This is a genomic window from Curtobacterium sp. MCLR17_036 (assembly GCF_003234445.2).
In the GTDB taxonomy this organism is placed as follows: Bacteria; Actinomycetota; Actinomycetes; order Actinomycetales; family Microbacteriaceae; genus Curtobacterium.
In genome coordinates this window covers 2890071-2915175 of record NZ_CP126269.1, presented here as the reverse complement: position 1 = coordinate 2915175, position 25105 = coordinate 2890071, and the positions used below count along the sequence as shown (strand labels likewise).

The 25105-nt window shown below is 72.7% G+C and carries 24 protein-coding genes; 12 read left to right on the top strand and 12 right to left on the bottom strand.

Annotation, left to right across the window (positions count from 1 at the left end; translation table 11 throughout):
• Positions 1–59 precede the first annotated feature (59 nt).
• The 6 genes from DEI99_RS13660 to DEI99_RS13635 are packed head-to-tail and all read left to right on the top strand — an operon-like array spanning position 60 to position 7037.
• A complete protein-coding gene (locus tag DEI99_RS13660) occupies positions 60–884 on the top strand; it encodes an ABC transporter ATP-binding protein (RefSeq protein ID WP_111042552.1) in 825 nt (274 codons plus the stop codon).
• Positions 881–1693 (top strand): ABC transporter ATP-binding protein, encoded by an 813-nt coding sequence (locus DEI99_RS13655; protein WP_071260470.1) that lies wholly within the window; start codon positions 881–883, stop codon positions 1691–1693. Before DEI99_RS13660 ends, DEI99_RS13655 begins: the two co-directional genes overlap by 4 nt.
• The gene (locus DEI99_RS13650) at positions 1690–2760 is read left to right on the top strand and encodes an ABC transporter permease (protein ID WP_111042553.1); all 1071 of its coding nucleotides are present in this window, start codon (positions 1690–1692) and stop codon (positions 2758–2760) included. The genes DEI99_RS13655 and DEI99_RS13650 overlap by 4 nt, the downstream gene beginning before the upstream one ends.
• A gap of 2 nt (positions 2761–2762) precedes the next feature.
• Positions 2763–3851: an ABC transporter permease gene (locus DEI99_RS13645; protein WP_111042554.1), complete on the top strand. Its 1089-nt coding sequence runs from the start codon at positions 2763–2765 to the stop codon at positions 3849–3851.
• Complete coding sequence (locus tag DEI99_RS13640; RefSeq protein WP_111042555.1) at positions 3848–6121, top strand: exo-beta-d-1,3/1,6-glucosidase; 2274 nt, start codon at positions 3848–3850, stop codon at positions 6119–6121. The genes DEI99_RS13645 and DEI99_RS13640 overlap by 4 nt, the downstream gene beginning before the upstream one ends.
• Before the next feature lie 46 nt (positions 6122–6167).
• Positions 6168–7037 (top strand): UbiA family prenyltransferase, encoded by an 870-nt coding sequence (locus DEI99_RS13635; protein WP_111042556.1) that lies wholly within the window; start codon positions 6168–6170, stop codon positions 7035–7037.
• Positions 7038–7183: 146 nt separating this feature from the next.
• Here the strand turns inward: DEI99_RS13635 and DEI99_RS13630 are convergent, their stop codons facing one another.
• The 3 genes from DEI99_RS13630 to DEI99_RS13620 form a co-directional block, all read right to left on the bottom strand.
• The gene (locus DEI99_RS13630; protein WP_111042557.1) at positions 7184–8374 is read right to left on the bottom strand and encodes an FAD-dependent oxidoreductase; all 1191 of its coding nucleotides are present in this window, start codon (positions 8372–8374) and stop codon (positions 7184–7186) included.
• Between the two features lie 9 nt (positions 8375–8383).
• Positions 8384–9598 carry an acyltransferase family protein gene (locus DEI99_RS13625; RefSeq protein ID WP_181434501.1) on the bottom strand — a complete coding sequence of 405 codons (1215 nt, stop codon included), beginning with the start codon at positions 9596–9598 and terminating at the stop codon, positions 8384–8386.
• A 426-nt stretch (positions 9599–10024) separates the two neighbouring features.
• Complete coding sequence (locus DEI99_RS13620; protein ID WP_111042559.1) at positions 10025–10597, bottom strand: TetR/AcrR family transcriptional regulator; 573 nt, start codon at positions 10595–10597, stop codon at positions 10025–10027.
• Positions 10598–10693: 96 nt separating this feature from the next.
• Here DEI99_RS13620 and DEI99_RS13615 point away from each other — a divergent pair, with 96 nt between their 5' ends.
• Complete coding sequence (locus tag DEI99_RS13615; RefSeq protein WP_111042560.1) at positions 10694–11599, top strand: NAD-dependent epimerase/dehydratase family protein; 906 nt, start codon at positions 10694–10696, stop codon at positions 11597–11599.
• 163 nt (positions 11600–11762) lie between these two features.
• Here the strand turns inward: DEI99_RS13615 and DEI99_RS13610 are convergent, their stop codons facing one another.
• Both DEI99_RS13610 and DEI99_RS13605 read right to left on the bottom strand, forming a co-directional pair.
• On the bottom strand, positions 11763–13061 hold the full coding sequence (locus DEI99_RS13610) for an NAD(P)/FAD-dependent oxidoreductase (RefSeq protein ID WP_111042561.1): 1299 nt from the start codon (positions 13059–13061) through the stop codon (positions 11763–11765).
• 100 nt (positions 13062–13161) lie between these two features.
• Positions 13162–13710 (bottom strand): dihydrofolate reductase family protein, encoded by a 549-nt coding sequence (locus DEI99_RS13605; protein ID WP_111042562.1) that lies wholly within the window; start codon positions 13708–13710, stop codon positions 13162–13164.
• A gap of 88 nt (positions 13711–13798) precedes the next feature.
• On the opposite strand from DEI99_RS13605, the gene DEI99_RS13600 reads away from it, so the two are divergent.
• Positions 13799–14572: an alpha/beta fold hydrolase gene (locus DEI99_RS13600; RefSeq protein WP_111042563.1), complete on the top strand. Its 774-nt coding sequence runs from the start codon at positions 13799–13801 to the stop codon at positions 14570–14572.
• Positions 14569–15294 carry an esterase/lipase family protein gene (locus tag DEI99_RS13595; protein WP_258369536.1) on the top strand — a complete coding sequence of 242 codons (726 nt, stop codon included), beginning with the start codon at positions 14569–14571 and terminating at the stop codon, positions 15292–15294. Before DEI99_RS13600 ends, DEI99_RS13595 begins: the two co-directional genes overlap by 4 nt.
• A gap of 81 nt (positions 15295–15375) precedes the next feature.
• On the opposite strand, the gene DEI99_RS13590 is transcribed toward DEI99_RS13595, so the two are convergent.
• Positions 15376–15762, bottom strand: a complete 387-nt coding sequence (locus DEI99_RS13590) for a VOC family protein (protein WP_258369537.1) — start codon at positions 15760–15762, stop codon at positions 15376–15378.
• A gap of 36 nt (positions 15763–15798) precedes the next feature.
• Complete coding sequence (locus DEI99_RS13585; protein ID WP_071260501.1) at positions 15799–16806, bottom strand: LacI family DNA-binding transcriptional regulator; 1008 nt, start codon at positions 16804–16806, stop codon at positions 15799–15801.
• 268 nt (positions 16807–17074) lie between these two features.
• Between DEI99_RS13585 and DEI99_RS13580 the strand changes: the two genes are divergently transcribed.
• Genes DEI99_RS13580 through DEI99_RS13570 form a run of 3 tightly spaced genes read left to right on the top strand, consistent with a single transcriptional unit; the run spans position 17075 to position 20615 of the window.
• Complete coding sequence (locus DEI99_RS13580) at positions 17075–18064, top strand: ABC transporter permease (RefSeq protein ID WP_258369538.1); 990 nt, start codon at positions 17075–17077, stop codon at positions 18062–18064.
• Entirely contained in the window at positions 18061–18987 is a 927-nt protein-coding gene (locus tag DEI99_RS13575; protein WP_111042564.1) for a carbohydrate ABC transporter permease, read from the top strand. The genes DEI99_RS13580 and DEI99_RS13575 overlap by 4 nt, the downstream gene beginning before the upstream one ends.
• Positions 18988–18992: 5 nt before the next feature.
• Positions 18993–20615 carry a type 2 periplasmic-binding domain-containing protein gene (locus DEI99_RS13570; RefSeq protein WP_111042565.1) on the top strand — a complete coding sequence of 541 codons (1623 nt, stop codon included), beginning with the start codon at positions 18993–18995 and terminating at the stop codon, positions 20613–20615.
• A gap of 246 nt (positions 20616–20861) precedes the next feature.
• Here the strand turns inward: DEI99_RS13570 and DEI99_RS13565 are convergent, their stop codons facing one another.
• From DEI99_RS13565 to DEI99_RS13545, 5 genes are all read right to left on the bottom strand, one after another.
• Entirely contained in the window at positions 20862–22139 is a 1278-nt protein-coding gene (locus DEI99_RS13565; protein WP_146247127.1) for a 3-keto-alpha-glucoside-1,2-lyase-like domain-containing protein, read from the bottom strand.
• A gap of 53 nt (positions 22140–22192) precedes the next feature.
• Entirely contained in the window at positions 22193–23131 is a 939-nt protein-coding gene (locus DEI99_RS13560; protein ID WP_146247128.1) for a S24/S26 family peptidase, read from the bottom strand.
• A 42-nt stretch (positions 23132–23173) separates the two neighbouring features.
• Positions 23174–23794: a hypothetical protein gene (locus tag DEI99_RS13555; RefSeq protein WP_111042081.1), complete on the bottom strand. Its 621-nt coding sequence runs from the start codon at positions 23792–23794 to the stop codon at positions 23174–23176.
• A 230-nt stretch (positions 23795–24024) separates the two neighbouring features.
• Positions 24025–24693 (bottom strand): CatA-like O-acetyltransferase, encoded by a 669-nt coding sequence (locus DEI99_RS13550; protein WP_111042082.1) that lies wholly within the window; start codon positions 24691–24693, stop codon positions 24025–24027.
• Between the two features lie 33 nt (positions 24694–24726).
• Entirely contained in the window at positions 24727–25095 is a 369-nt protein-coding gene (locus tag DEI99_RS13545) for a VOC family protein (RefSeq protein WP_083420952.1), read from the bottom strand.
• Between the last annotated feature and the right edge of the window lie 10 nt (positions 25096–25105).

Below are 25105 nucleotides of genomic sequence, written 5' to 3'. Positions count from 1 at the left end.
GGGCACGGACCACCGCGTCCCGCCCCGGACGTCGCGGTCAGCAGGAAGGCGACGAGCACATGACCGACACACTCCTCTCCGTGCGCGACTTCTCGGTCGTGTACGACGTCGACCCGCCGGTGCGCGCGGTCAAGGGCGTCACCCTCGACATCCAGCGCGGCGAGATCGTCGGTCTCGCCGGCGAGAGCGGATGCGGCAAGACCACCCTGGCGTACGGGGTCCAGCGACTCCTGCGGCCGCCGGCCGTCATCACCGACGGCAGCGTCGTGTTCCACGACCGCTCCGGCGAGGACGTCGACGTCAACGCGCTCGACGTCGAGGCCATGCGCCGCTTCCGCTGGGACAAGATCTCGATGGTCTTCCAGGGCGCGATGAACGCGCTCAACCCGGTGGCGACGATCGGCGCTCAGCTCGACGACGTGTTCGTCGTGCACCGCCCCGACCTGGACCGCAAGCAGCGGCGTCGTGCCGTCGTCGAGCTGCTCGACATCGTGAAGGTCGGCGCGCAGCGCTTCCGGTCGTACCCGCACGAGCTGTCCGGCGGCATGCGGCAGCGCGTCATGATCGCGATGGCGCTCGCGCTCCGTCCGCAGCTCATGATCATGGACGAGCCGACCACCGCGCTCGACGTGCTCGTCCAGCGCGAGATCCTCAGCCAGATCTCGCAGCTCCGGCACGAGTTCGGGTTCTCGGTCGTCTTCATCACCCACGACCTGCCGCTCCTGCTCGAGATCAGCGACCGCATCGCGATCATGCGCGAGGGCGAGATCGTCGAGCTGGCGACCGCCGAGCGCATCTGGAACGCCCCGCAGCACGACTACACCCGCAAGCTCCTCGCATCGTTCCCGCGTCTGACCGGGGAGAAAGGGGTGGTCGTACGATGACGACCCTCGAGTTCACCAACGTCACGAAGGTCTACAACGTCCGGGGCTCCGGACAGCTCAAGGCCCTCGACGACGTCAGCTTCACGCTGTCCTCCGGGCAGACCATCGGCCTCGTCGGCCAGTCCGGCAGCGGCAAGTCGACCATCGCGAAGATCCTCACCCAGCTGGAGCGGCCGACGTCCGGGCAGGTCCTGCTCGACGGGTCGCCGATCCCGACCTCGGGCAAGGGGCTGCGGAAGTACCGGCAGCAGCTGCGCATGGTCTTCCAGGACCCCTTCGCGTCGCTCAACCCGTACCACTCGATCCGCCACCACGTCGAGCGGCCGCTGCGGCTCGACCGGGTCGTCCCGCGCGACCAGGTCGACGACGAGGTCCGTCGGCTGTTGGAACGGGTGCGCCTGGACGCCGACGCGGTGATCGACCGCCGACCGCACGAGCTCTCCGGCGGCCAGCGGCAGCGCGTGGCGATCGCCCGTGCCCTGGCGTCGCGTCCCTCGCTGCTCGTCGCCGACGAACCGGTGTCGATGCTCGACGTCTCGATCCGCCTCGGCGTGCTCAGCCTGCTCGCCGAACTGCAGCGCGAGGAGGGGCTCGGCGTCCTCTACATCACGCACGACCTCGCCACCGCGCGGCACTTCAGCGACGAGATCATGGTCCTCAACCAGGGCCGCGTCGTCGAGAGCGGCCCCGCCGACGACGTCATCCTGCGCCCGCAGGACCCCTACACGCGCGAGTTGCGCTCCGCTTCGCCCGACCCCGAGAAGCACTTCCGGGACCTGTCGGCACAGTCATCAGGAGGTGCGCGGTGAGCGCCGAACTGCAGACCCCGGTCGACCCGACGCTCGTCGGCACGACCGCCACCGGCACGGACGGGCAGCGCAGCCGCGTCCCGTGGCGGTTCATCGGCGGCCGCGTGCTCTTCTACGCGTTCACCCTCTGGGCCGCGATCACGATCAACTTCTTCCTGCCGCGCATGCTCAAGGGCGACGCGGTCGACGCGTTCATGGCCCGCAGCCAGGGGCAGCTGACGCCGGACGCCGAGAAGTCCCTGCGGGCACTGTTCGGTCTGGACACCTCGGTGCCGCTCTGGCAGCAGTACCTCGACTACTGGAACATGCTGCTGCACGGCAACCTCGGCATCTCGATCTCGACGGGCCTCGCACCGGTCGGTGAGGCCATCGCCTCGGCGCTGCCGTGGACGCTCGGCCTCGTCGGCTTCGCCACGATCATCTCGTTCCTCATCGGCACGGCCGTCGGCGCGGTCATCGGCTGGCGACGCGGCAGCAGCCTGGACGCACTCGTCCCGATCACGACGTTCCTCGGCACCGTGCCGTACTTCTGGCTCGGCCTCATCTTCATCGCCGTGTTCTCCACCGCCCTCGGCTGGTTCCCGGCCGGCCACGCCTACGAGATCGGCGTCGAGCCCGGGTGGAACGGCCCCTTCGTCCAGGAGGTCGCGTCGCACGCGGTCCTGCCGGTCGTGACGATCGTCATCGTCTCGCTCGGCGGCTGGGTGCTCGGCATGCGCAACATGATGCTCACCGTCCTCGACGAGGACTACATCACGGTCGCGCAGGCGAAGGGCATGCCGAACCGTCGCGTGCTGTGGAAGTACGCGGCACGCAACGCGGTGCTGCCGCAGATCCAGAGCTTCGCGCTCGCGATCGGGTTCATCGTCGGCGGCACGCTCGTCATGGAGATGGTGTTCTCCTACCCGGGCATCGGGCTCCTGCTGCTCAACGCCACCAACGCCAAGGACTACGCGCTCATGCAGGGCATCTTCCTCGTCCTCGTCCTGGCGGTCCTCGTGGCGAACGTCATCGCCGACATCGCCTACGCCGTCCTCGATCCCCGTACCCGTCAGACGGAGGCCTGATCATGAACAGTCCAGCCGAGAAGACCCCCGTCCTCGTGCAGCCGGTGGGTGCCGGCGCCCCCGAGACCGCGGCCGTCCTGACCACCGAGCCGGGGGACCACCGCCGCGGCGGCGACAAGACCTTCTGGTCGCAGCTGCGGGCGTCGACCGCGATGTTCGCCAACCCGAAGTCCGCCACCGGGCTCGTCATCCTCGGGGTGTTCGTGCTCGTCGCGGTCTTCGCCCCGCTCATCGCCCCGGCCGACCCGCAGGCGCAGAACCTCGACGCGACGCTCGAGCGGCCGTCGTTCCGGCACCTGCTCGGCACCACGCACATCGGGCAGGACGTCTTCAGCCAGCTCGTCTACGGCACGCGCGGCGTGCTGGTCGTCGGCTTCCTCGCGACCATCATGGCGACCGTGGTGGCGATCGCCGTCGGCGTCACCGCCGGGTACCTGCGCGGGTGGAAGAGCGAGTCGCTGTCCGCGTTGTCGAACGTGTTCCTGGTCATCCCCGGGCTCCCGCTGATGATCATCGTCGCCTCGCAGTTCCAGGACCCGCCGCTCTGGGTCGTGGCCGCCGTGCTCGGCTTCACCGGCTGGGCGTGGGGCGCCCGGGTGCTCCGCGCGCAGACCATGTCGCTCCGCAACCGCGACTTCATCCAGGCGGCCCGCGCGAACGGCGAGCCGCTGCACCGGATCATCCTGGTCGAGATGCTGCCGAACCTCATGGCGATCATCGCCTCGAGCTTCGTCGGCACGATGACCGCGGCCGTCCTCGGCCTGACGACGCTCGCGTTCATCGGCGTCATCCCGGTGTCGAACCTGAACTGGGGCACGATCCTGTTCTGGGCCCAGCAGAACAACGCGTTCCCGGACTACTGGTGGTGGTACATCCCGGCCGGGCTCTGCATCGCCCTGCTCGGTGTGGCGCTCTCGCTCATCAACTTCGGCATCGACGAGTACGTCAACCCGCGTCTGCGCTCCGCCGGCGAGCGTGCCCGTGCCATGAAGCGCAAGGGCATGAACGTCAACGCCGCCGTGACCCAGGTCCGTCCGGTCCGCACGGCCGCCGACCCGGACGACCGAGACCCGTCAGGGGACCGCGCATGAGCACCACCGCACCCACCGCCGCGACCGACGGGCGGCCGGACGGCGCGCCGGCCTACACCGACCCGTCCCTGCCGACCGCCGACCGCGTCGCCGACCTGCTCGCCCGGATGACCGTGGAGGAGAAGGTCGGGCAGATGCTGCAGCTCGACGCCCGCGACGACCTGCGCGACCACGTCCTGCGGCGGAACGTCGGCTCCGTCCTGCACACCTCGCCGGAACGCATCCTCGAGGCCAACCGGCTCACCGCCGAGACGCGCCTGCGGATCCCGCTGCTCGTCGGCGAGGACTGCATCCACGGGCACTCGTTCTGGCCGGGCGCGACGATCTACCCGACCCAGCTCGGCATGGCCGCGTCGTGGGACACGGAGCTCGTCGAGCGGGTGGCGCGTGCCACCGCCCGCGAGGTCGCCGCCACCGGCGTGCACTGGACCTTCTCGCCGGTGCTCTGCATCGCCCGGGACCTGCGGTGGGGGCGCATCAGCGAGACCTTCGGCGAGGACCCGTTCCTGATCGGCGAGCTCGCCAGCGCGATGGTGCGCGGGTACCAGGGCGACGGTCTCGACGACCCGACCGCGATCCTCGCCACGGCGAAGCACTTCGCCGGCTACTCGGAGACGCAGGGCGGCCGGGACGCCAGCGAGGCCGACATCTCGCGCCGCAAGCTCCGCAGCTGGTTCCTGCCGCCGTTCGAACGCGTCGCCCGCGAGGGCTGCCGGACGTTCATGCTCGGGTACCAGAGCACCGACGGCGTCCCGATCACCGTGAACGACTGGCTGCTCAACGAGGTGCTGCGCGGGGAGTGGGGCTGGACGGGCACCCTGATCACCGACTGGGACAACGTCGGCCGCATGGTCTGGGAGCAGCAGGTCCAGCCGGACCACGCCCACGCAGCCGCCGCCGCGGTGCGCGCCGGCAACGACATGGTGATGACCACGCCCGCGTTCTTCGAGGGAGCCCTCGAGGCGGTCGAGCGCGGCATGCTCGACACCGACGCGTTCGACGCCGCCGTGGCGCGCATCCTCACCCTCAAGTTCGACCTGGGCCTGTTCGAGGACCCGCGGCTGCCCGCCGCCGACCTCGACGATCGCATCGGGACCGACGAGCACGCGGCCCTCAACCTCGACGTCGCGCGCCGGTCGATCGTGCTGCTCGAGAACGACGGCACGCTGCCCCTGGACGGGTCGGCGCCGCTCCGGGTCGCGGTCGTCGGACCGCTCGCCGACGACGCGCAGACGCAGCTCGGCGACTGGGCCGGCGGGTCCGGTCAGGCGGGCTGGCTCGACGGCCAGCCGCGGTCGATGATCACCACGGTGCTCGACGGTCTGCGCGGGATCGGGACGTGGGACGTCCGCCACGCGGTCGGTGCCGAGATCCTGAGCCTCGAGCAGGATCCGCAGGGGGCGACGTTCCCGGACGGGCAGCCCCGGCCGCCGGTCGTCGTGCCGGCTCCGTCCGACCCGGCGCTGCTCGCCGAGGCCGTCCGCGCCGCCGAGGACTCGGACGTCGTCGTCGCCGTGGTCGGCGACCGCATCGAGCTCGTCGGCGAGGGGCGCTCCACCGCCACGCTCGACCTGATCGGCGGCCAGGTCGCGCTCCTGGACGCCCTCATCGCGACGGGGAAGCCCGTCGTGGTGGTGCTGCTCGCCTCGAAGCCGCTCGTGCTGCCGCCGTCGGTGGCGGACGCCGCCGCGGTCGTCTGGGCGGCGAACCCCGGCATGCTCGGTGGCCGGGCGCTCGCCGAGCTGCTGGCCGGCCGGGTCGAGCCCTCGGGGCGCCTGCCGATCTCGTTCGCCCGGCACGTCGGGCAGCAGCCGACGTACTACAACCAGATCCGCGGGCAGCACGGCGACCGGTACGCCGACCTGACCCAGGAGCCGGCGTGGGTCTTCGGCGAGGGCCGTTCGTACACCACCGTCGAGTACACCGACCTGGCCGTCGTCGACCCCGAGCTCGGTCCGGACGACACCGTCGTGGCCGAGGTCACCGTCCGGAACACCGGCGCGCGGCCGACCCGCGAGACGGTCCAGCTCTACGTCCGCGACGCGGTCACGAGCGTCAGCTGGGCGGACCGCGAGCTCAAGGCGTTCCGGCAGGTGGACGTCGCCCCCGGCGCCGAGGTGCGGGTGCGGCTCGAGCTGCCGGTCGCGGACTGCTCGATCGTCGACGCCGCGGGCGTTCGCCGGGTCGAGCCCGGTGCCTTCGAGGTGCTGGTCGGACCGTCCTCGCGGCCGTCGGCGCTGCAGGCCGCGCGCTTCACGGTGACGGGCTGAACCGGTCACGCGGTCGGCGTCGGTCCCGCGACCGTACGCTGGCCGTGTGACCGACTCCGGCAGACCCTCGACCGCCCGGCTGCTGTTCGCCTCGTCCCACCCCGGGCCGACGGTGACCGTGACGGTCCTGGCCACCGTGCTCGCCGCGGCCGTCGGGCACCCGGTCTGGCTCGTGGTGCTGGTCGCCGCGGCGGTCGTGGCCGGGCAGCTCTCGATCGGCCTGGCGAACGACTGGATCGACGCCGACCGCGACCGTGCCGTCGGACGGAGCGACAAGCCCGTCGCGCGCGGACTCATCGACGTCCGCACCGTCCGCACGGCGGCGTTCGTCACCGCGGCCGTCGCCGTGCTGCTGTCGATCGGCCTCGGTCCGGTCGCCGCGGTCGCGCACCTCGTGCTCGTGGCCGCGGGCTGGGCCTACGACGCCGGGCTGAAGCGCACGGCGTGGTCGGTGGCGCCGTTCGTGGTCGCGTTCGGCGCGCTGCCCGTCGTCGCCGTCGCCGCCGGACCGACCGGGCAGTGGCCGGCGACGTGGGCGATCGCCACCGGCGCGGTGTTCGGCATCGCGATCCACTGCACCAACGTGCTGCCGGACCTGGTCGACGACGCAGCGACCGGGGTCCGCGGCTTCCCGCACCGGCTCGGGCTGCGCGGCGCGGGCGTGACGGCGTTCGGTGCCCTCGTCGTGGCGGCGTTCCTGGTGCTCGGGGGGCAGCTGGCCGGCGACGACCCGGTGCGCGGCGTCGGGGTCGTGCTCGCGGTGGGCGGCACCGCCGTGGTCGTCGTCCTGGCAGTGGTGGGCGTCCGGCTCGTGGTCGACGGTCGGGCCTCGCGGACGCTCTTCCGGCTCGTCATCGCGTCGTCGCTCGTCCTCGTGGTCGAGCTCGGGTTGGCCGGGGCGCGCCTGGTCGGTTGACGCCGGCCGTGACCCGGCGTGCCGAGCGCGGCGCGGCCCGGCCCTGCCCGCACGGCAGCCCGGCACGGCAGCCCGGCCCGGCACGGCAGCCCGGCACGGCCTGGCCCGCCACGCACGGGGAGCCGCCAGACGACCGTCGTGCGCCGTCAGGCCCAGCGCATGGCGTAGAGCCGGGCCAGGCCGTGCGCGGTCGGGAGTGCCAGGGCGGACCGGAGCAGGGCCTCCCGGCCGACCGCCGCGACCGGGCCGAGCGGACGCCCCGTCGCCATGTTCGCCTCGGCCTGGCGGGCGGCCCGGCGGGCCGACGCCTGTCGCCGGGCGGCGTACCGCGGCCACGGGCCGCCGGCACCGGAGGCGACCGCACCGGCGAGCAGGGGTGCGAGGTCGACGGCGTCGAGCCAGCCGAGGTTCATGCCCTGGCCGCCGATCGGGCTGATCTCGTGCGCCGCGTCGCCGACCAGGACGACGCGGCCGACCCCGACGCGGTCGGCGGTCCGCCGTCGGACGCCGAACGTGCTCGTCATGGTGCAGCTGGCGGGGTCGGGGTCGGCGCCCGTGCGGGCGCGGACGAGCGCGGCCAGGCGGGCGGCGGCCTCGGGGTCGGGCGTGCCGCGATCGACCGCGCCGGACGGTGTCGGGGCGTCGGCGGGTAGCAGGGCGACGTACCGACGGCGTCCACCGGGCAGCGGGAACGACTCCGTCACGCCGTCCGGTCCGACGTCGACGAGCGCTGCGGTGCGGGCCGAGGGGTCCTCGGGGTCGGCGAAGTCGCCCATCAGGTACCGCTCCGGGTAGTCGCGGCCGGTCGTGCGGATGCCGAGCAGGGCGCGGACCGCGCTCCTGCCGCCGTCCGCGCCGACGACGAACGACGCGTGGACGGTGGTCGTCGTGCCGTCGGGGCCGCTGCCCGAGGCGACGACGTGGTCCGGGTGCCGGTCCAGCCCGGAGACGGTCGTGCCGGTGGTCAGCGCTCCCGGCGCGAGTGCCTCGAGGCGCTCGCGGAGCAGGGACTCGGTGCGGTGCTGGTCGAGCGTCGCGACGTAGGGGTGGGTGGTCGAGGCACGTGCGAACGACAGCGTGCCGAGCGTGCGGCCCCGGCTGCGTGCGACGCCCCGGCGGACGAGGACGGCCTCGGCGAGCACGGCGTCGGCCAGCCCGACGGCCGCGAAGGCGTCGAGCGAGGGCGGGTGGATGCCGATCGCGCGCGAGCCCACGGGTGGTTCCGTCCGGCGTTCCCACACGCGGACGTCGAGCCCTCGGGCGGCGAGCAGCACGGCCGTGAAGAGGCCGACGGGTCCGCCGCCGACGACGAGGACGTCGGTGCGGTCACTGGTCACGGGCCGAGCCTACGGCTCGACCGGGCCCTGCGCGGGAGCGGCGGTGGCGCGGGCAACAGCAGACCGCGCCTCGAGCCGCTTGCGGAAGCGTTCGACGGGCACCTCGACCGCGTAGGCGGCGCCGATCGACACGACCAGGACGGCGGCGACCAACCCGATCGTCCCCCAGACCCCGATCGCGAAGGTGCCGAGCAGGGCGATCACGAGCGGGTGCCAGAGGTACGCCGAGTACGAGACCCGTCGGCCGAACCAGGAGACCGGGGTCCACGCGAGTGCGGCGGAGACGGGGGAGCGCACCGAGACGAGGCCGCCGATGAGCAGCGCCGACACGAGTGCGGTCGCGGGCAGCACCACGCCGAAGGTCCAGGCGTGCTGGGTCCAGTCGTCGTCGATCCAGACGAGTACCCCCACCAGGAGCGCGAACCCGAGCCAGGTCGCCACGGTGCCGGCCAGGCCGGCCGCGAGCACGCGGACCCGGGCGTCGTCGAGCAGCAGGGCGAGCGCGCAGCCGACCGCGAGCGGCACGACGCCGAGCACCGGCGAGAAGTAGACGTCCGGCGTGGCCCCGCCGCTCGGCGTGCGGTAGCTCAGCCACGACGTGACCGAGCCTCCGACGACGAGTGCGCCGAGTCCGGTGAGCAGCCAGCGTCGGCGGGTCCGCAGCGTGGCGAGCAGCACCAGGACGGGCGGCCACACCAGGTAGAACTGCTCCTCCATCGACAGGCTCCACGTGTGCGCGAAGACCCCCTGCGTGGTGTCCCAGAACGCCCGGAACAGGTTGCCGGTGTAGGTGAGGGCGATGAAGGCGGCCTCTCCCGCCGAGAACGTCGCGCCCTTGTAGTCGCCGACCCAGTTCCAGAGCAGGAGCCCGACGACGACGAACGCGAGCAGCGCCGGGTAGAGCCGGAGCAGTCGCTTGCCCCAGAACGTCCCGAGTCGGACCCGACCGGTCCGACGCCGCTCGCCGAGCAGCAGCGTGGTGATGAGGAAGCCGGAGAGCACGAAGAACACGGTGACGCCGATGAAGCCGCCCTCGAACTGCGGCACGTGCAGGTGGTACAGGATGACGACGAGGATCGCGAGGGTGCGCAGGCCGTCGAGGGCCGGCGCGCGGTGCGTCAGCGGCGGCGGCGGTGCGGTCGGTGACCCGGCAGCTCGGGCGTCCGCAGCGCGCGCGGGAGCACCGACCCGCGATCGCGCGGGGGTGAGCGTGTCGGTCGTCACGGTCCTCCTGTGCGGGGTCGGGCGGCCGGTCGGCCGCGCCCGGAGCTGCCTGCCGGGTCGATCCCAGGGTGCTCCGCCCGCCCTTGAGGAACCTCTGAGTGCCCGCGCCTGCCGTCCGGCACCGGTTGCGAGTGCCGCGTCCGGTGAGCAGAAGACGTCGGGTGCCGTGGTCGGACGCGGCGTGTCCTGCTCACTCGGCAAGTACGCGTGCCCTGCGGCGCCCGCGCGCCGGCCGCCGGACGGGAGGCCCGTGGCGGCGCCGCCACGCGCCTCCCCTCCGTCGTCGGTCCGGACCAGCGTGGATGGTGAGTAGAAGAGGTCGGGTGCCGTGGTCGGACCCGACCGTTCCTGCTCACGGAGCGTCCGCGCCGGGCGCGCCCGCTCGCGCTCCCGGCGCCGCGCGCCGCGAGCCCGCGCCGCGCGGCCTCAGCCCGCCGACTGCACCATGGCGGTCAGCGCGTCGAGCCGTTCGTGCACGAGCGTGCGGAACGGCCGGGCCTCGTCCGGGGCGATCCACTGCGCGAACGACAGGTGGAAGACGGTGACGGCGGTCTCCGCGGCCATCGTGGCGGTCGGCTCGGCCACGCCGCGTTCCCGCAGGAGCTCGCCCAACCGGGTCGTCAGGGTCGCGAGCTTGCCGAGTTCGCGCTCGCCGAGGGCGGGGGTCGCGTCGATGACGACCTGCCGTGCCCGCGACCAGGCCCGACGCTCCTCGGGGAAGAAGCCGACGGAGCCCTCGAGGGCCAGGCGGACCAGGGCGAACGGTGCCGTGCCGTCCGGCGCCGCGCGGACGGCGTCGCTGAACATGCCGAGGAAGCCCTCCTGTCCGGCGAAGAGCACCTCGGGCTTGTCGGCGAAGTGCCGGAAGAACGTGCGCTCCGTGACCTCGGCCTCGGCGGCGATCCGGGCGACGGTGGTCGCGTCGTAGCCCTCGCTCGTGAAGAGCTGCAGCGCGACGGCCTGCAGTCGTTCGCGCGTTCCGGGTTGCCACCTGACCATGGCGAGAGTCTACTGATGACAGCGGCTGACATGGAGTGCTACGGTGACGTCAGTTCATGACATCACCGTTGTGGACACCTGTGAAGGGAAGCACTCATGCACGTGTTCGTCACCGGGGCCTCCGGCTGGATCGGCTCGCACACCGTCGACGACCTGCTCGCCGCCGGCCACACCGCCAGCGGCCTCGCCCGATCCGACGCCTCGGCCTCCGCGCTCGAGGCGAAGGGCGTCACGGTCGTGCGGGGCGGCCTCGACGACCTCGACGTCCTCGCCGGGGCCGCCGCAGCCGCCGACGGCGTCCTGCACCTCGCCAACAAGCACGACTGGTCGGACCCGGTCGGCACGAACGCCGCCGAACGCGCGGCCGTCGAGGCCCTCGCCGGCGCCCTCGTCGGCACCGACCGGCCGCTGGTCGTGGCGTCGGGCGTCGCGGGGCTCGCCCAGGGGCGTCCGTCGACCGAGGCGGACGCCAACCCGTTCGTCGGGCCGGACACCATGCGCGGCGGCAGCGAGAACCGCGGGTTCGACTTCGTCGACCAGGGCGTCCGCTCGATCGCGGCACGCTTCAGCCCGACCACGCACGGCACCGGCGACCACGGCTTCATCGCCGAGATCGTCGCGGCGGCACGGCGCTCCGGCGTGTCCGGGTACATCGGCGACGGCACGAACGAGTGGGCCGCCGTGCACGTCACGGACGCCGCACGGGTCGTCCGTCTCGGCCTCGAGCAGGCGCCGGCCGGCACGCGCCTGCACGCCGTCGCCGAGACCGCGATCCCGACCCGGCAGATCGCCGAGGCCGTCGGCGAGGCGCTCGGCTTGCCGGTCACCTCGATCGACCCGGCGGACGCGGACGCGCACTTCGGGTTCATCGCGCGGTTCTTCGGCATGGAGATGTCCGCGACGTCCGAGGCCACCCGTGCGCTCCTCGGTTGGGAGCCGACGGGGCCCGGCCTGCTCGAGGACATCGCCGCCGGGGCCTACTCCGCCGCGCCGGTCGCGTAGCCGGGGCGACCAGCCGACGGACGGGAGGCCCGTGGCGGCGCCGTCACGGGCCTCCCGTCCGTCGCCGGTCCGGACCGACGCGCATGGTGAGCAGGAACGGTCGGGTGCCGTCGTCGGACCCGACCGTTCCTGCTCACCGAGCGAGCAGGCGGAGCGCGCCCTGCTACTCGGCCTTCTGCATCTGCCAGGGCTCGGGCTCGCGGTCGCCGTTCGGACGCACCGGGCGGACGTCGCCGACGATCGGGATCGCCCGCTTCCGCATGAACCACAGGTAGCGGACGAAGAAGTGCGACAGCGTCGACAGCCGGTTGCCGTTGCCGAGCAGCGAGGCGATGTGCACCGCCACCCAGGCGAGCCACGCGACCGGCCCGACCATCGTGATGCCGCCACGGAGCTGGGCGACCGCGGCGTTCGTGCCGATCGTCGCCATCGTGCCCTTGTCGAAGTAGGTGAAGTGCTCGGTGGGCTTGCCCTCGAGCAGGCGCTTGATCTGCTTCGCGACGTGCTTGCCGCCCTGCAGCGCGGGCTGGGCCAGCTGGGCGAGCGCGTCGTCCTGCGCGGCGATGTCCCCGGCGGAGAACACCCGGTCGACGCCCTGCACCGCGAGGTCGTCGCCCACCTTGATGCGGCCGCCGTGGGTCTGGGGCATGCCCCAGCCGGAGACCTCCTTGTGGGCGGCGACGCCGGTCGCCCAGATCACCTGCGAAGCGGGGATGAACTCGCCGTCGGCGGTGGTCACGCCGTCGCGCTGGACCTCGGCGACGCCGGTGTCCAGCCGGAGCACGACACCGCGCTTCCGCAGGACCTTCGCCGCGTACCGGCGCAGGCGCGGAGCGAACGGCTTGAGGAGCTCGCCACCACGGTGCACGAGGGTGATCGAGATGTTGCCGCGTTCGATCTCCGGGTACGCGCCGACCAGCGCCTGGTCGCGGAGCTCGGCGAGGGCGCCGGCCATCTCGACGCCGGTGGCACCGCCGCCGACGATGACGATGCGGATCTCGTCCGGGCCCTGGTTCGCCGCTGCCTCTTCGAGGCGGGTGAACAGCTCGTCGCGGATCCGGAGCGCCTGCGAGCGGGAGTACATCGAGTAGGCGTACTCGTACGCGCCGGGGGTGCCAAAGTAGCTCGTGTTCACCCCGTTCGCGAGCACCAGGTAGTCGTACTGCAGGTGCTCGCCGTCGGACATCTCGGCGATGCGCTCCTCGGCGCGGATGCCGGTGAGCAGACCGTGGCGGAACTCCGCGTTGGCCTGTCGGGCACGCAGGCTCCGCAGGAAGTACGTCACGTCACCGGCGTTCAGCCCGCCCGTCGCCACCTGGTACATGAGGGGCTGGAACATGTTGTAGACGTGCCGGTCGACGAGCGTCACCCGGACCGGTGCGTCGGCGAGCTCCCGCATGGCGGCGACACCGGCGAATCCTCCGCCGACGATGACGACGTGCGGGCGGGTGTCCTGGGGCATGCTGGTTCCGGCTTTCCTCGGCGAGTGGGTCACCCACGAGGGTACGCGGGCTGCGGCGCGCTCCGGTCCACCCCCGACCGGGAGGCACGGGTCGGCTCCGTCAGGCGTCGCGCCTGGCGTAGGTGCTCACGACGTTCCCCTTGCTCGTCACGGTGCTGTCGACCAGCCGCAGCCGCGTGGGCGGGTCGGTCGGCTCGAACAGCCGGCGCCCGGCACCGGCGACCGCGGGGTGCACCATCAGCTGCAGCTCGTCCAGCAGGCCGGCGAACAGCAGGTGCCGCACCACCGTGACGCTGCCGCACACCGCGACGTCGGCGCCGTCGCGCTGCCGGAGGTCGCGGACGAACGTGTCGAGGTCACCCGGGATCCTGGTGGCGTTCTGCCACGTCAGGTCGTCGCCCAGCGTCGTGGACGCCACGTGCTTCTCGATCGGGTTGATCCACTGCCCGAACGGGACGTCCGGGTGCGCCGGCCACCACTCGGCCCACTCGAGGTAGCTGTTCCTGCCGAGCAGGACGGTGTCGGTACGAGCCATGAAGGCGCCCATGCCCGCACCGAGCTCGTCGTCGAAGCTGTCGTACTGGAACCGGAACGGGTCCTGCACGACCCCGTCGACCGAGGTGAAGAGTCCCGCGGTGACCGTGCGCATGGTGCGGATCGTACGCCCGGTCCTCCCGGTCGTCCCGGTCCGCGAGGACGCTGACCAGGTGCTGCGGACGGTCGCGTAGCCTCGGTCCGTGCGCGCCAAGGTGGAGACCGTCCGGATCGACGGCCTCGCCGTGCGCCTGCACACCGCGGCTCCCGCCGGTCGGGTCCGGGCCGACCTGGCCCCCACCGTCGTGCTCGTGCACGGCATCGGGATGTCGCACCGGTCCTTCGGGCGGTCGCAGCGCGCACTCGCCGCGACCCACCGCACCGTGAGCGTCGACCTGCCCGGCTTCGGCGGGGTGCCCGGCGCCGGTCGGGCGCTGTCGGCCGCGGAACTCGCCGACCTCGTCGTCGCCGCCGTCCGGTCGCGCGGCGCGGACGACCTCGTGGTCGTCGGGCAGTCCCTGGGGACGCAGATCGCGGTCGAGGCCGCCCGCCGGCACCCCGACGCCGTCGGTTCGATCGTGCTCGTCAGCCCCGTGGTGGCGTCCGACCGGCGGTCGCTGCTGCTGCAGGCGCTCGACCTGGCCCGTGACTCGCTCGTCGAGGGGCCGCGGATGAACGCCGTGCTGACCACCGACTACCTGCGGAGCGTGCGCCAGTACGTGCCCGAGCTCGCGCCGATGCTGCGCTACCGGATGGAGGACACCATCACCGAGGTCCGCCAGCCGGTCCTGGTCGTCCGCGGCTCGCTCGACCCGATCGCTCGGCACGGCTGGTCCGCCGGCATCGCCGCGGCAGCGCCCGTCGGCGCGTTCGTCGAGCTCGCCGGCGCCCACCACGTGCAGGAGCGACAGCCCGTCGCCTTCGCCCGGCTGCTCGGCGAGTTCCGACGCGCCCAGGCCCGCGAGGGTCTGCGGTGACCGAGGTGCTCCGCTCCGCCGACCGTGTGCCGCTGCTGCGACGCGCACGGTGGGCGGTGCTCGACTGGTGGTACGCGGTCGTCTGGCAGGTCCGGAGCCTCGGGCCGACCACGACCGACGACTACCGGACCGGTGACGGCCAGCCCGTCGTCGTGATCCCGGGCGTCTACGAGACCTGGCACTTCATGCGGCCGCTCATGGACGCCCTGCACGACCGCGGGCACCCGGTGCACGTGCTGCCCGTGCTGCGGCACAACCTGCGCCCCGTGCCCGAGTCGTCGGACGAGGTCATGGGGTACCTGCGCGAGCACGACCTGCGGGAGGTGCTCGTCCTCGCGCACAGCAAGGGCGGCCTCATCGGCAAGTACGCGATGACGCGACTCGACGACCACGCCCGCATCGACCGCATGGTCGCGGTCTCGACACCGTTCGGCGGGTCGGGCTGGGCCCGCCTCGCGCCGGTGCGGCACCTGCGGGCGTTCCGGGCGACGGACCCCGTGCTCGCCGCCCTGGCCCGGGAGCTCGACGCGAACGCGCGGATCACCTCGGTCTACGGGGTCTTCGACACGCTCATCCCGGAGGGCAGCGAGCTCGCGGGCGCGACGAACGTGCGGCTGCCGGTCGGCGGCCACTTCCGGATCCTCGGCGACGCGCGGACGCGGTCCGCGGTGCTGTCGGCTGCCGACCCGGGCGTCGCGGCACCGGACCGGGACCCGGCCTGAACGACCGGCCCTGCGCCGGCGGGTCCGCGGACCGTCGCCGACGCCGGCCCCGGGGCGTCGCGTGCCCAGGTCTGGCCCAGGTCAGGCCCCGGGCAGGAACAGGCAGAACGGGTGCCCGTCGGGATCGAGCGGCACCCGGACGTCGTCCTGCGGCTGGAACGCGGCCTGCGTCGCACCGAGCTCCTCGGCGCGCGCGACGGCTGCCGGCAGGTCCTCGACCTGGAAGTCGAGGTGCAGTTGCATACCGGGGGCACCGGGCGTACCGGGCCAGGTCGGGGCGACGTACCCGGACTCGTACTGCACGGAGAGACCGGGGCCCTCGGCGGGGCGGATGCGGGCCCAGGTGGGGCCGTCCTCGTGGACGGTCCACCCGGTCAGGGCGCCGTAGAACCGGGCGAGGGCGATCGGCTCCGGGGACTGCAGGACGGTCGCGGCGAGCGTCGGCATCGAGGCGTCTTCGCTGGTCATGCCGCGGAGCGTACGCCGATCAGCGGCCGGAGCCGTTCACCGGGCCGCGACGCTCGCGCGCTCGACGATGCGGTGCGGCACCACCACGGTCTCGGGCGGCCGGCCCCGGTCCTCGATGCGTCGGGTCAGCAGGTCGAGGGCCGCGGTCGCGAACGCCCGCCGGTCGAACGACACCGTGCTCAGCGCCGGGATCGCGTACGCCGCGCCGTCGATGTCGTCGAACCCGATGACGCTGACGTCCTCGGGTACGCGGACGCCCCGCGCCGCGAGCACGTGCAGCACCCCGAACGCGATCGAGTCCGTGAACGCGAAGACGGCGTCGGGGAGCGGGTGCGCGTCGAGCCAGGACGCGAAGGCCGTCGCCGCCGCGCTGGTCGTCCACGCCGGCAGCGGCACGCGGAGCGACGGGTCGGGGTCGACGCCGGCGGCGCGCAGGGCCTCGAGGTGGCCCTGCTCCCGCAGTTCCCCGGTGGCGGTCGGTGCGGACGCCCGGGGCGCCCCGACGATCGCGATGCGGCGGTGGCCCGCGGCGAGCAGGTGCTCGGTGACCTGTGCGGCGGCCGCTCGGCTGTCGACGTGCACCTGGTCGACGTGTTCGGGTTCGACCTCGCCGATGACGACGGTCGGAGGGAGCCCCTCGGTCGAGGCGAGCACGCTGCCGCTCAACGACACCGGGTTGAGCACGAGCCCGTCGACCAGGTGGGCGCGGGCCCGGGACACCAGGTCGCGCTCACGGGCCGGGTCGTTGCCGGTCTGGTCGAGCTGCACGACCCACCCGCGGTCCCGGGCGAGCTCGACGAACAGCTGGGCGAGTTCGGCGGAGTAGGCGCTGCCCATCTCCGGCAGGGTCAGGGCGATGGCACCCGAGCGGCCGTTGCGCAGACCGCGGGCGGACAGGTTCGGGACGTAGTCGAGTTGGGCGAGTGCCTGCTCGACGCGCTCCCGGGTCTCCGGGCGCACCGCGACCCCGCCGTTGATGACGTTGGAGACGGTCTTCGGCGACACCCCGGCGAGGGCGGCCACGTCCCGCACGGTTGCGCGCATCGGGTCGAGCGTAGCGCCGCTGCCGGTCGCGGGTGCAGCGGGTGCGCTCCGCGCGGTTCGTGAGCAGCAACGGTCGAGTCCCCTCGGACGACCCGACCGTTGCTGCTCACGAAGCGCGCAGCGACGGTCGCCGCGCACCCGGACCGCCCTGCGGAGCAGGTGTGCGCTCACTGGAGCGTGACAACCATGGAAACAGTTGGCAACGGATTGCCACGTTGTAACCGGGTCCGCCAGGGTCGCTCCAGGAATCCAACGGAGGAGGCCCCGAGTGACGATACTCGACGACCGCGCGACCACCACCGCGCAGACCGCACCACCCCCGGACCCCGGGCTCCGCCGCCGCACCACGTGGCAGCGGATCCGACGCGACCGGGTCCTGCTGTTGATGGGGCTGCCCGGCCTCGCGCTGCTGCTCGGCTTCCACTACCTGCCACTGCTCGGCAACCTCATCGCGTTCCAGGAGTACCTGCCGTTCGTCCCGCTCGGCCGCAGCCCCTGGGTCGGGTTCGAGAACTTCTCGGTGGTGTTCGACGGCGACGCCGAGTTCCTCGGGGCGCTGCGGAACACGCTCGTCATCACCCTCGTGCAGGTCGTCTTCGTGTTCCCGGCACCGATCGTCCTGGCGCTCATGCTCAACTCGCTGCTGTCCGAGCGGGTCAAGGGCGTCGTGCAGTCGATCCTGTACCTGCCGCACTTCCTGTCCTGGGTGATCGTCGTCGCGGTGTTCCAGCAGATCCTCGGCGGTTCCGGCCTCGTGAACAACGCGATCCGGGCGGCCGGCGGCGACGCGATCGACTTCCTCGGCAACCCCGACGGGTTCATCGCCCTGCTCACGAGCCAGGTGATCTGGAAGGACACCGGCTGGGCGACGATCCTGTTCCTCGCCGTCCTCAGCTCGATCGACGCGAGCCTGTACGAGGCGGCGAAGGTGGACGGCGCGAGCCGCTGGCGGCAGCTCTGGCACGTCACGCTGCCGGGCATGCGCGGGATCATCGTCCTGCTGCTCATCCTGCGCCTCGGGGACTCGCTCACGGTGGGTTTCGAGCAGATCATCCTGCAGCAGCAGGCCGTCGGCCGTGCCGCCAGCGAGGTCCTCGACACCTACGTCTACAACAACGGCGTGCTCGGCGGCCAGTGGGGCGTCGCCGCCGCCGTCGGACTCGTCAAGGGCGTCGTGGGCGTGCTGCTCGTGCTCGGCGCCAACAAGCTGGCGCACGTCTTCGGCGAAGCGGGCGTCTACCGGAAGGAAACGCGATGACCGCCACGCACACGGTGACCGTCCCCGGGCAGCGGAAGCGGAAGCGCGGCGGGCCGGACGCCGCACCGCTGCCCGGCCGCCTGCTCACCGGCACCGTCCTGTTCGTCATCTGCCTCGTCGTCATCCTGCCGTTCGTCGGCATCGTCTCGACGAGCCTGGCCCCGACCGCGCAGGTGAACGACGCCGGCGGCTTCGTGATGTGGCCGGAGGGCCTCGACCTCGGTGCCTACGAGAGCATCTTCGCCGGCGGGGTCGTCACCCGCGCACTGGTCGTGAGCATCGGCATCACGACGGTCGGCACGCTGGTCAGCCTGTTCGTCACCGCGATGCTCGCCTACGCGCTCAGCCGCCCCGGCTCGTACGGCTCGGGCGTCGTGCTCGGCCTGGTGCTCGTCAGCCTGCTGTTCGCACCGGGGCTCATCCCGAACTACCTCGTCGTCAAGCAGTTCGGCCTGCTCGACTCGTACTGGGCGCTCATCCTGCCGACGGCCCTCAGCGCGTTCAACGTCATCGTGATGCGGTCCTTCTTCATGGCGATCCCGCAGGAGCTGCTCGAGTCGGCCCGCATCGACGGCGCCGGCGACTTCGCGGTGTTCTGGCGCATCGTGCTGCCGTTGTCGAAGGCCGTGCTCGCGGTCATCGGCCTGTTCTACGCGGTCGGGTACTGGAACGCGTTCTTCAACGCCCTGCTCTACATCAACGACACCGCGAAGTGGCCCCTGCAGCTCGTGCTCCGGACCTACGTCATCAACAACGCGCAGCTCGGCGGCTCCGACCTCGGCGCCTCCTCCGACGCGTTGCCCCCGCAGGCGTCGATCCAGATGGCGATCCTCGTCGTCTCGATCGTGCCCATCCTCATCGTCTACCCGTTCCTGCAGCGGCACTTCGCCAAGGGTGTCCTGACCGGCGCGGTGAAGGGCTGACCGACGTGACCACCAACGGCATCACCCGCCGCGCGCTCATCGCAGGCGGTCTCGGGGTCGCGGCCACGGGCCTCCTGGCCGGCTGCTCCACCGTGACCCGCTCGACCGACGTCACCGCCATCAACCGCGCGGTCACCCTGCCGGACCACGTGCCGTGGACCGGCGGTCCGCGACCGGCGCTGCCGCAGACCAGCCCGCTCATGCCGAGCGCGTTCCGGCGGATCCCGGCGACGCTCGTGCCCACCGACGGCGTGCCCGGGGACGGATCGACCGTGCACGGCAGCGTCCCCACGAACTCGCCCGTGCCGCCGTCGAAGGGCTCGAACCCGTACTGGCAGGGCCTCGACGAGCGGATGGGGATCGACCTCGACCTCACCATCACCCCGAACGCCGACTTCGGCAACAAGTTCGCCACCCAGGTCGCCGGCGACACCCTCGGCGACGTCTTCACCGTGTTCGGGTCGTTCCCGTACCTGCCGCAGTTCCTCGAGGCGAAGGCGGCGGACCTCAGCCCGTACCTGTCGGGCAGCGGGGTGCGCGACTACCCGTACCTGGCGAACCTGCCGACGGCGTCGTGGCGGGGCACGGTGTTCTCCGGCGGCATCTACGGCGTCCCGGTCCCGCGCGGACCGCTCGCGTCGCAGGCGCTGTCCCGCCGCCAGGACCTGTTCGCGCAGCTCGGCGTCGACCCGTCGTTCTCGTCCGTCGACGAGTTCGTGCAGCTCTGCCGCGAGGTCTCCGACCCGCACCGCAACCGCTGGGCGCTGGCCTCCGTCCCGACCAACGCCCTCGCGCCGATGTTCGGCCTGCCGAACCAGTGGCGGCAGGAGGGCGGGCGCTTCACCCACATGTACGAGCTCGACGAGTACCAGGACCTGCTCGAGGTGTCGCGGAAGCTCGTCGCCGAGGACCTCGTCCACCCGGACAGCATCACGGCCTACAACGGCAAGGTCTGGTTCGTGCAGGGCTCGGCGCTCATGCTCTGCGACACCTACACCGCCATCCCGGGGCTGCTGCAGCAGGCGACGCCCGGCAGCGGCTTCGAGCTGACGATCGCGCCGTTCGTCGGTCCGGCCGGATCCGAGCCGGAGCCGTGGCTCGGCGACCCGAACAACACCATCAGCGCCGTCGCCGCCGGCTCCGAGGAACGCGTGCGGATGCTGCTCGAGGTGCTCGACTGGTGCGCGTCGCCCTTCGGCACCGAGGCTTGGACCTACCGCAAGTTCGGCATCGAGGGTCGCGACTTCGAGTACCGGGACGGCGCCCCCGTCCTGACGAAGACCGGCAACAGCGAGACCGCGCTCGGTGAGTTCCCGCTGCAGTACTTCACCGAGTGCCCGCTGCCGCTGTTCTACGCGGGGCACCCGGAGATGACCGACACCGTGCACGACTCGCTCGCGTCGTGGGTGGACCGGGGGCTCGCCAACCCCGCGTACGGCCTGTACTCGCCGACGAACTCGACGAAGGGTCCGGCACTCGGCACCTTCGCGACGAACGCGATCAACGACGTGCTGCTCGGGAGGGCGAAAGTGTCGTCGTGGCGGTCCGTCGTGCGCGAGTGGCGTCGCCGGGGCGGCGACGCCGTCCGCCGGGAGTACCAGCAGGCGCTGGCGGCGCGCTCCTCCTGACCGAGCACGGGCGGCCGTGGATCCTTTCTGCGAAAGCGACAGATTCCTGTGGATCGTCGGCGGCAGACTGTCGCTTTCGCGACCTGCTTCCGGTCGGGAGGCACGGGGCGGGCCGGTCACGTGCCTCCCGTCCGTCTGCCGGTCACCACCCGACGCTGCGGTGCGGGCCCAGGAGCGTCAGCGGCGGGCGGGCGGGCGGGCGAGCGCGTCGGCGGCGGGCGAGCGCGTCAGCGGCGGGCGAGCGCGTCAGCGCGGGGTGACCGCCAGGTTGCGCCACTGCGCCTCGACGGCGTGCTCGCGGACGCCGACCGCGCCGCTCGTCGTGCTGCAGGAGCCGAAGTCGGCGCTCGCCTGCACGACGGTGCCACCGGCCGACGGCGATGCGGTGGCGGTGACCACGCAGCCGACGACCGCCACCGTCACGTGCCACCACTCGCCGAGCCGGGCCGGACGGGGCAGGGCCGTCGACGCCCCGGGCACCCAGCGACCGGCGTCGTGCTGCCCGACGACGAGGCTCGTGCCGCTGATGCCGGCGGAGAACCCGCGGAACGCGTCCGTGCCCGCTCCGGCGTCGTTCACCCGCGTGATGAACCCGGCGTCGGTGGCGGCGGTCGGTTCCCGCATCAGGCGCACGTCGCCGGTCAGCGTCATGTCGCCCCACGAGCGGTTCAGCACCTGCTTGTCGCCGACGTTCTGGTCGGCGGTGTCGAGGATCGTCTCCTGCTGCTGGTCGAAGGTCCACGAGCCGCCGTACGTCGCGGCCGCCGAACCGTCGTTGAACGAGGCGGTCGCGAAGGTCGAGTTGTACGGGGAGGGGGTCACCGACGGCTTCGGAGCCCCCTGGGTCGCGGTCACGAACCGGTAGCCCGCCTTGCTGTCCTGGTTCCGCAAGCCGATCGCACCGGCGGTCAGGCACGTGTCCGAGGAGTCCGTGTAGGTGGCGCGGGTCCAGTCGTTCGCGCCGACGGTGGTCTGCCAGGCCATGATCGTGCACCCGGACGCCTGGACGACCAGGTGGTAGAACTGCCCGCGCCGCAGGTCGCCGGGGATCGTGGTGCGCGCCAGCGACGGCGAGTAGCTGCCGTTGCGCATCCGACCGATGAACAGTGCGTTCGTCGACAGGTCGATCGCGGCGTAGTACGCGTTCATCGCGTCGGTGCCGGCAGCGGGCGACGTCACCCGGACGAGCAGACCGGCCTGGTTGCCCTCGTTCACCTGCACGTCGCCCTGCATCGTGTAGTCCGTCCACTCCGGGTTGCCCGTCACGGCCTTCGGGCCGTCGGTGCCGCCGCAGGACTCGATGAACTTGCCGTACCCGAAGGTCGTCGTGGTCGCCCAGCAGCCGTTGTAGGTGGTCCAACCGGCCTGGCCGCCGGCGAACGAGTCGCGGTACGGGAACGTGGTGCGGTTGTAGCTCGACGCGCTCGCCACGGAGTTCGTCGGGTGCGCGAAGGTCGCCGTGTAGGCACCGTCGGTGGTCGGGAACAGACCGGCGACGACGACCCCGACAGCGATCAGGGCCACGACCAGGGACCGCCACGGACGCCGCGTCCCCGCGGGTCGCGGGACCGTCGCGCTCACCGTGCGTCCTCCGCGGCCGGGGCGGCGGACGCGCCGGCGTCGACCAGCGGCGCGGTCGTCCGGCCGACGACGAACGCGACGACGACCGGGACGGCGCAGACGAGCCCGAGGACGGCCCACCCGGTCACGGACAGGTCGAGCCGCGACGCGACGTGGAAGACGCCGTCCGTGTCGCCCGGCACGGCGAGCTCGGCGGTCCCGCCGCTCAGCAGGTGTGCGGACCCGCCGTCGGTGACCGTTACACGGATCGGGAGCACACCCGTCGACACGACCCGTGCGACGCCGTCGCCCGCGTCGGCCGAGGTGCCGAGCAGCTGGAGCGCCACGAACGGCCGCAGGACCGCGCCCACCACCGCGACCGACAGCGCGGCACCGAACAGCCGCAGCGCCGACCGGAGGTCGCCCGGGGCGAGGAAACCGGTGGCGAACCACACGAGGGCCACCGCGGCGACGATCCAGGGGAGCGCACGGCCCGCCCACCCGACGACCGGCAGGACGGCGACGACCCGGCCGACGGTGTCGGAGGGGTCGAGGAGCCAGGCGTCGGGCGAGCCGTTCACGTCGCCCTTGGTCCGGATGCCCGACGGCCCCGACGCGTCGATCCGGTGCGTGTACCGGTCGCCGCCCGCTCCCGGACGGAAGGTGATGACCTCGCCCACCGCGAGGTCGCCCGCCGTCGCCGGCCGGGTGACGACGAGGCTGCCGACGGGCGCCGCGGTGCCCATCGACGGCGTGCGGACGTCGAACACCCGCACACCCGACAGGGCTGCGATCGTCAGGGCGCCCACCACGAGCGCGACGAGCAGCAGGACCACCCCGACCCGGACCGAGACGCCGGTGCCCCGCCCACGGCGACGACCGCGCGCGGGCAGCACGGCGACCCCGGGGCCGTCGACGACGACGGTCCCGGGGCTCTGGAGGCTGCTCGTGCTCATCGGCTGTCAGGGATCGACGACGCCGGTCGCCGACCGTCCCGCTCAGGCGGTGAAGGTCCAGGTGAGGGGCTGGGAGAGCGAGAGGCCGGCGGTGTTGTTGGCCGAGTTCGCCGGCAGTGTGACGGTGATCTTCGCGGTCCGCACCTCGGACGGCTGCAGCGGGTACGGGATGGTGGTCGACGTACCGGCGAGGCTCGCCGGGGTCGTCGCGTCGGGCAGCACGTCGGCGTCCAACCACTTCATGGTCACGATCACCTTCTGGCACAGGTCGACGCTGTTCCCCGACGGGGTGGTGGCGCAGGAGCCGCCGGTCAGCGTCATCTGCTTCGGCTCCGCCTTGCCGCTGTTCTTGAAGGTCACGTTCGTGGTCTTGCTGTCGCCGGGGCGCAGGGTCTGCCCGCTGTACAGGTTGGGCGTCGAGCACGTGGCGGAACCGGAGGCATCGGTGGTGCAGGTGGTGCTCGACCCGGCCTCGTTCGTCTCGGCGACGTCGATCGACGCGGTCGAGACGGTGTTGTTCGGGTGCAGGAAGCTCGCGGTGTACGCCGAGAGGGTGCCCGAGAAGGACATGGACAGGGCGATGGCAGCTGCGATCCCCGCGCCGATGACGAGCGGGCTGAACCGCTTGCGACCAGCGGTGGTCGCGACGACGTGCTTGGACATGGCTGTGCTGTACCTCCGAGAGGCCCGGGTCGGGTCAGGGGCACCGCGCGCCACCCACTGGCCGGCGCACGGAGCAGCGCCCCCGGGGATGGGCGCTGCGTACTGAGTGGTATTCAGTCCTGCACGCGACTGTAGGCACGCTCAGGCCACGCCGTGTCCCCCAGAGCGCGGGCAGACAGGTCCGTGCATCCCTCGGCCGAGGGGTGTCCGGGGCCGGTCGTGCCCCCGGATCAGGGGGCGATCCAGCCCGGCTCCCCGAGGAGTTCCTCGACCTCGCGCACGAGACGGGCCGCGTGGAAGCCGTCGGCGGCGGCGTGGTTGACCTGCAGGGCCATCGGCAGCAGGACCCGGTCGTCGACGGTGCGGTACCGACCGAGCGTGATGATCGGCAGCAGGTGGTCCCACCCGTCGGCGATGTGCAGGGCGAAGCCGGTGAACGCCGTCCAGGGCAGGCTCGACACGTCGAACACGTTCCGCGGGCGGTCCTGCTGCGGGAACATGCGGGTGTCGTGCCGGTGCTCGGCGATGGTCGCGACGGCGTCGTCGTGGAACCGGCGGAAGTCGGCGTCGTGGCGGACCACCAACCCCGAGAACGTCTCGGGCTCCGGGTGGAACACGGTGAACTCCGGGTGGACCACGTCCCACACCGCGGGGGACCCGTCCGGCAGGAGCTGCATCCGGAACTCCGGGTGCCGGTTCACGACGGTGCTGATCGCCCAGAGCTGCGCGGGGTAGGTCCGCACACCGGCACGACGGACCGCCTCGACGAACCGGGTGGCGTCGAGATCGACCGTCATCTCGTACGAGCAGGGCACGCGCCGCCGGTAGTGCTCGAAGTGCTCACGCCGGGCCCAGCGGTCCGTGTCGATCGGTTCGAGGTGTGCGTCGGACGGGGTCATCGGACCAGCATGGCCGCCCGGTGCCGCAGCCGCTCAGTCCGTCGGGTGCACGAGGCAGAACGGGTGACCGGCCGGGTCGAGGTACACCCGGAACGTCGCCGTCCCGGAGCCCGTCGCCGTCGCCCCGATCGCCAGGACCGCGGTCTCGCCCGCGTCGAGGTCGTCGACCTTCACGTCGAGGTGGCTCTGCTGCGGGACCGCCTGGCCCGGCCACTCGGGCGCGCGGTACTCGTCGACCCGTTGGAACGCGAGGATCGGACGGTGGTCGGTGAAGGGGAGCGCGACCTCTGCCCAGTCCTCCTCGAACTCGACGATCTCCCCGCCGAGCAGCTCGGCGTAGAAGCGGGCGAGGGCGCGGGTGTCGGAGCAGTCCAGGACGACGACGTCGAGTGTGCCGATCATGGCCGACACG

Excerpts from the sequence above, each read along its gene's own strand:
- DEI99_RS13620 (WP_111042559.1), bottom strand. The coding sequence starts at position 10,597 with ATGGTCAGGTGGCAACCCGGAACGCGCGAACGACTGCAGGCCGTCGCG.
- DEI99_RS13610 (WP_111042561.1), bottom strand. The coding sequence starts at position 13,061 with ATGCCCCAGGACACCCGCCCGCACGTCGTCATCGTCGGCGGAGGATTC.
- DEI99_RS13640 (WP_111042555.1), top strand. The coding sequence starts at position 3,848 with ATGAGCACCACCGCACCCACCGCCGCGACCGACGGGCGGCCGGACGGC.
- DEI99_RS13585 (WP_071260501.1), bottom strand. The coding sequence starts at position 16,806 with ATGCGCGCAACCGTGCGGGACGTGGCCGCCCTCGCCGGGGTGTCGCCG.
- DEI99_RS13615 (WP_111042560.1), top strand. The coding sequence starts at position 10,694 with ATGCACGTGTTCGTCACCGGGGCCTCCGGCTGGATCGGCTCGCACACC.
- DEI99_RS13605 (WP_111042562.1), bottom strand. The coding sequence starts at position 13,710 with ATGCGCACGGTCACCGCGGGACTCTTCACCTCGGTCGACGGGGTCGTG.
- DEI99_RS13660 (WP_111042552.1), top strand. The coding sequence starts at position 60 with ATGACCGACACACTCCTCTCCGTGCGCGACTTCTCGGTCGTGTACGAC.
- DEI99_RS13545 (WP_083420952.1), bottom strand. The coding sequence starts at position 25,095 with ATGATCGGCACACTCGACGTCGTCGTCCTGGACTGCTCCGACACCCGC.
- DEI99_RS13575 (WP_111042564.1), top strand. The coding sequence starts at position 18,061 with ATGACCGCCACGCACACGGTGACCGTCCCCGGGCAGCGGAAGCGGAAG.
- DEI99_RS13590 (WP_258369537.1), bottom strand. The coding sequence starts at position 15,762 with ATGACCAGCGAAGACGCCTCGATGCCGACGCTCGCCGCGACCGTCCTG.
- DEI99_RS13550 (WP_111042082.1), bottom strand. The coding sequence starts at position 24,693 with ATGACCCCGTCCGACGCACACCTCGAACCGATCGACACGGACCGCTGG.
- DEI99_RS13560 (WP_146247128.1), bottom strand. The coding sequence starts at position 23,131 with ATGAGCACGAGCAGCCTCCAGAGCCCCGGGACCGTCGTCGTCGACGGC.
- DEI99_RS13645 (WP_111042554.1), top strand. The coding sequence starts at position 2,763 with ATGAACAGTCCAGCCGAGAAGACCCCCGTCCTCGTGCAGCCGGTGGGT.
- DEI99_RS13555 (WP_111042081.1), bottom strand. The coding sequence starts at position 23,794 with ATGTCCAAGCACGTCGTCGCGACCACCGCTGGTCGCAAGCGGTTCAGC.
- DEI99_RS13655 (WP_071260470.1), top strand. The coding sequence starts at position 881 with ATGACGACCCTCGAGTTCACCAACGTCACGAAGGTCTACAACGTCCGG.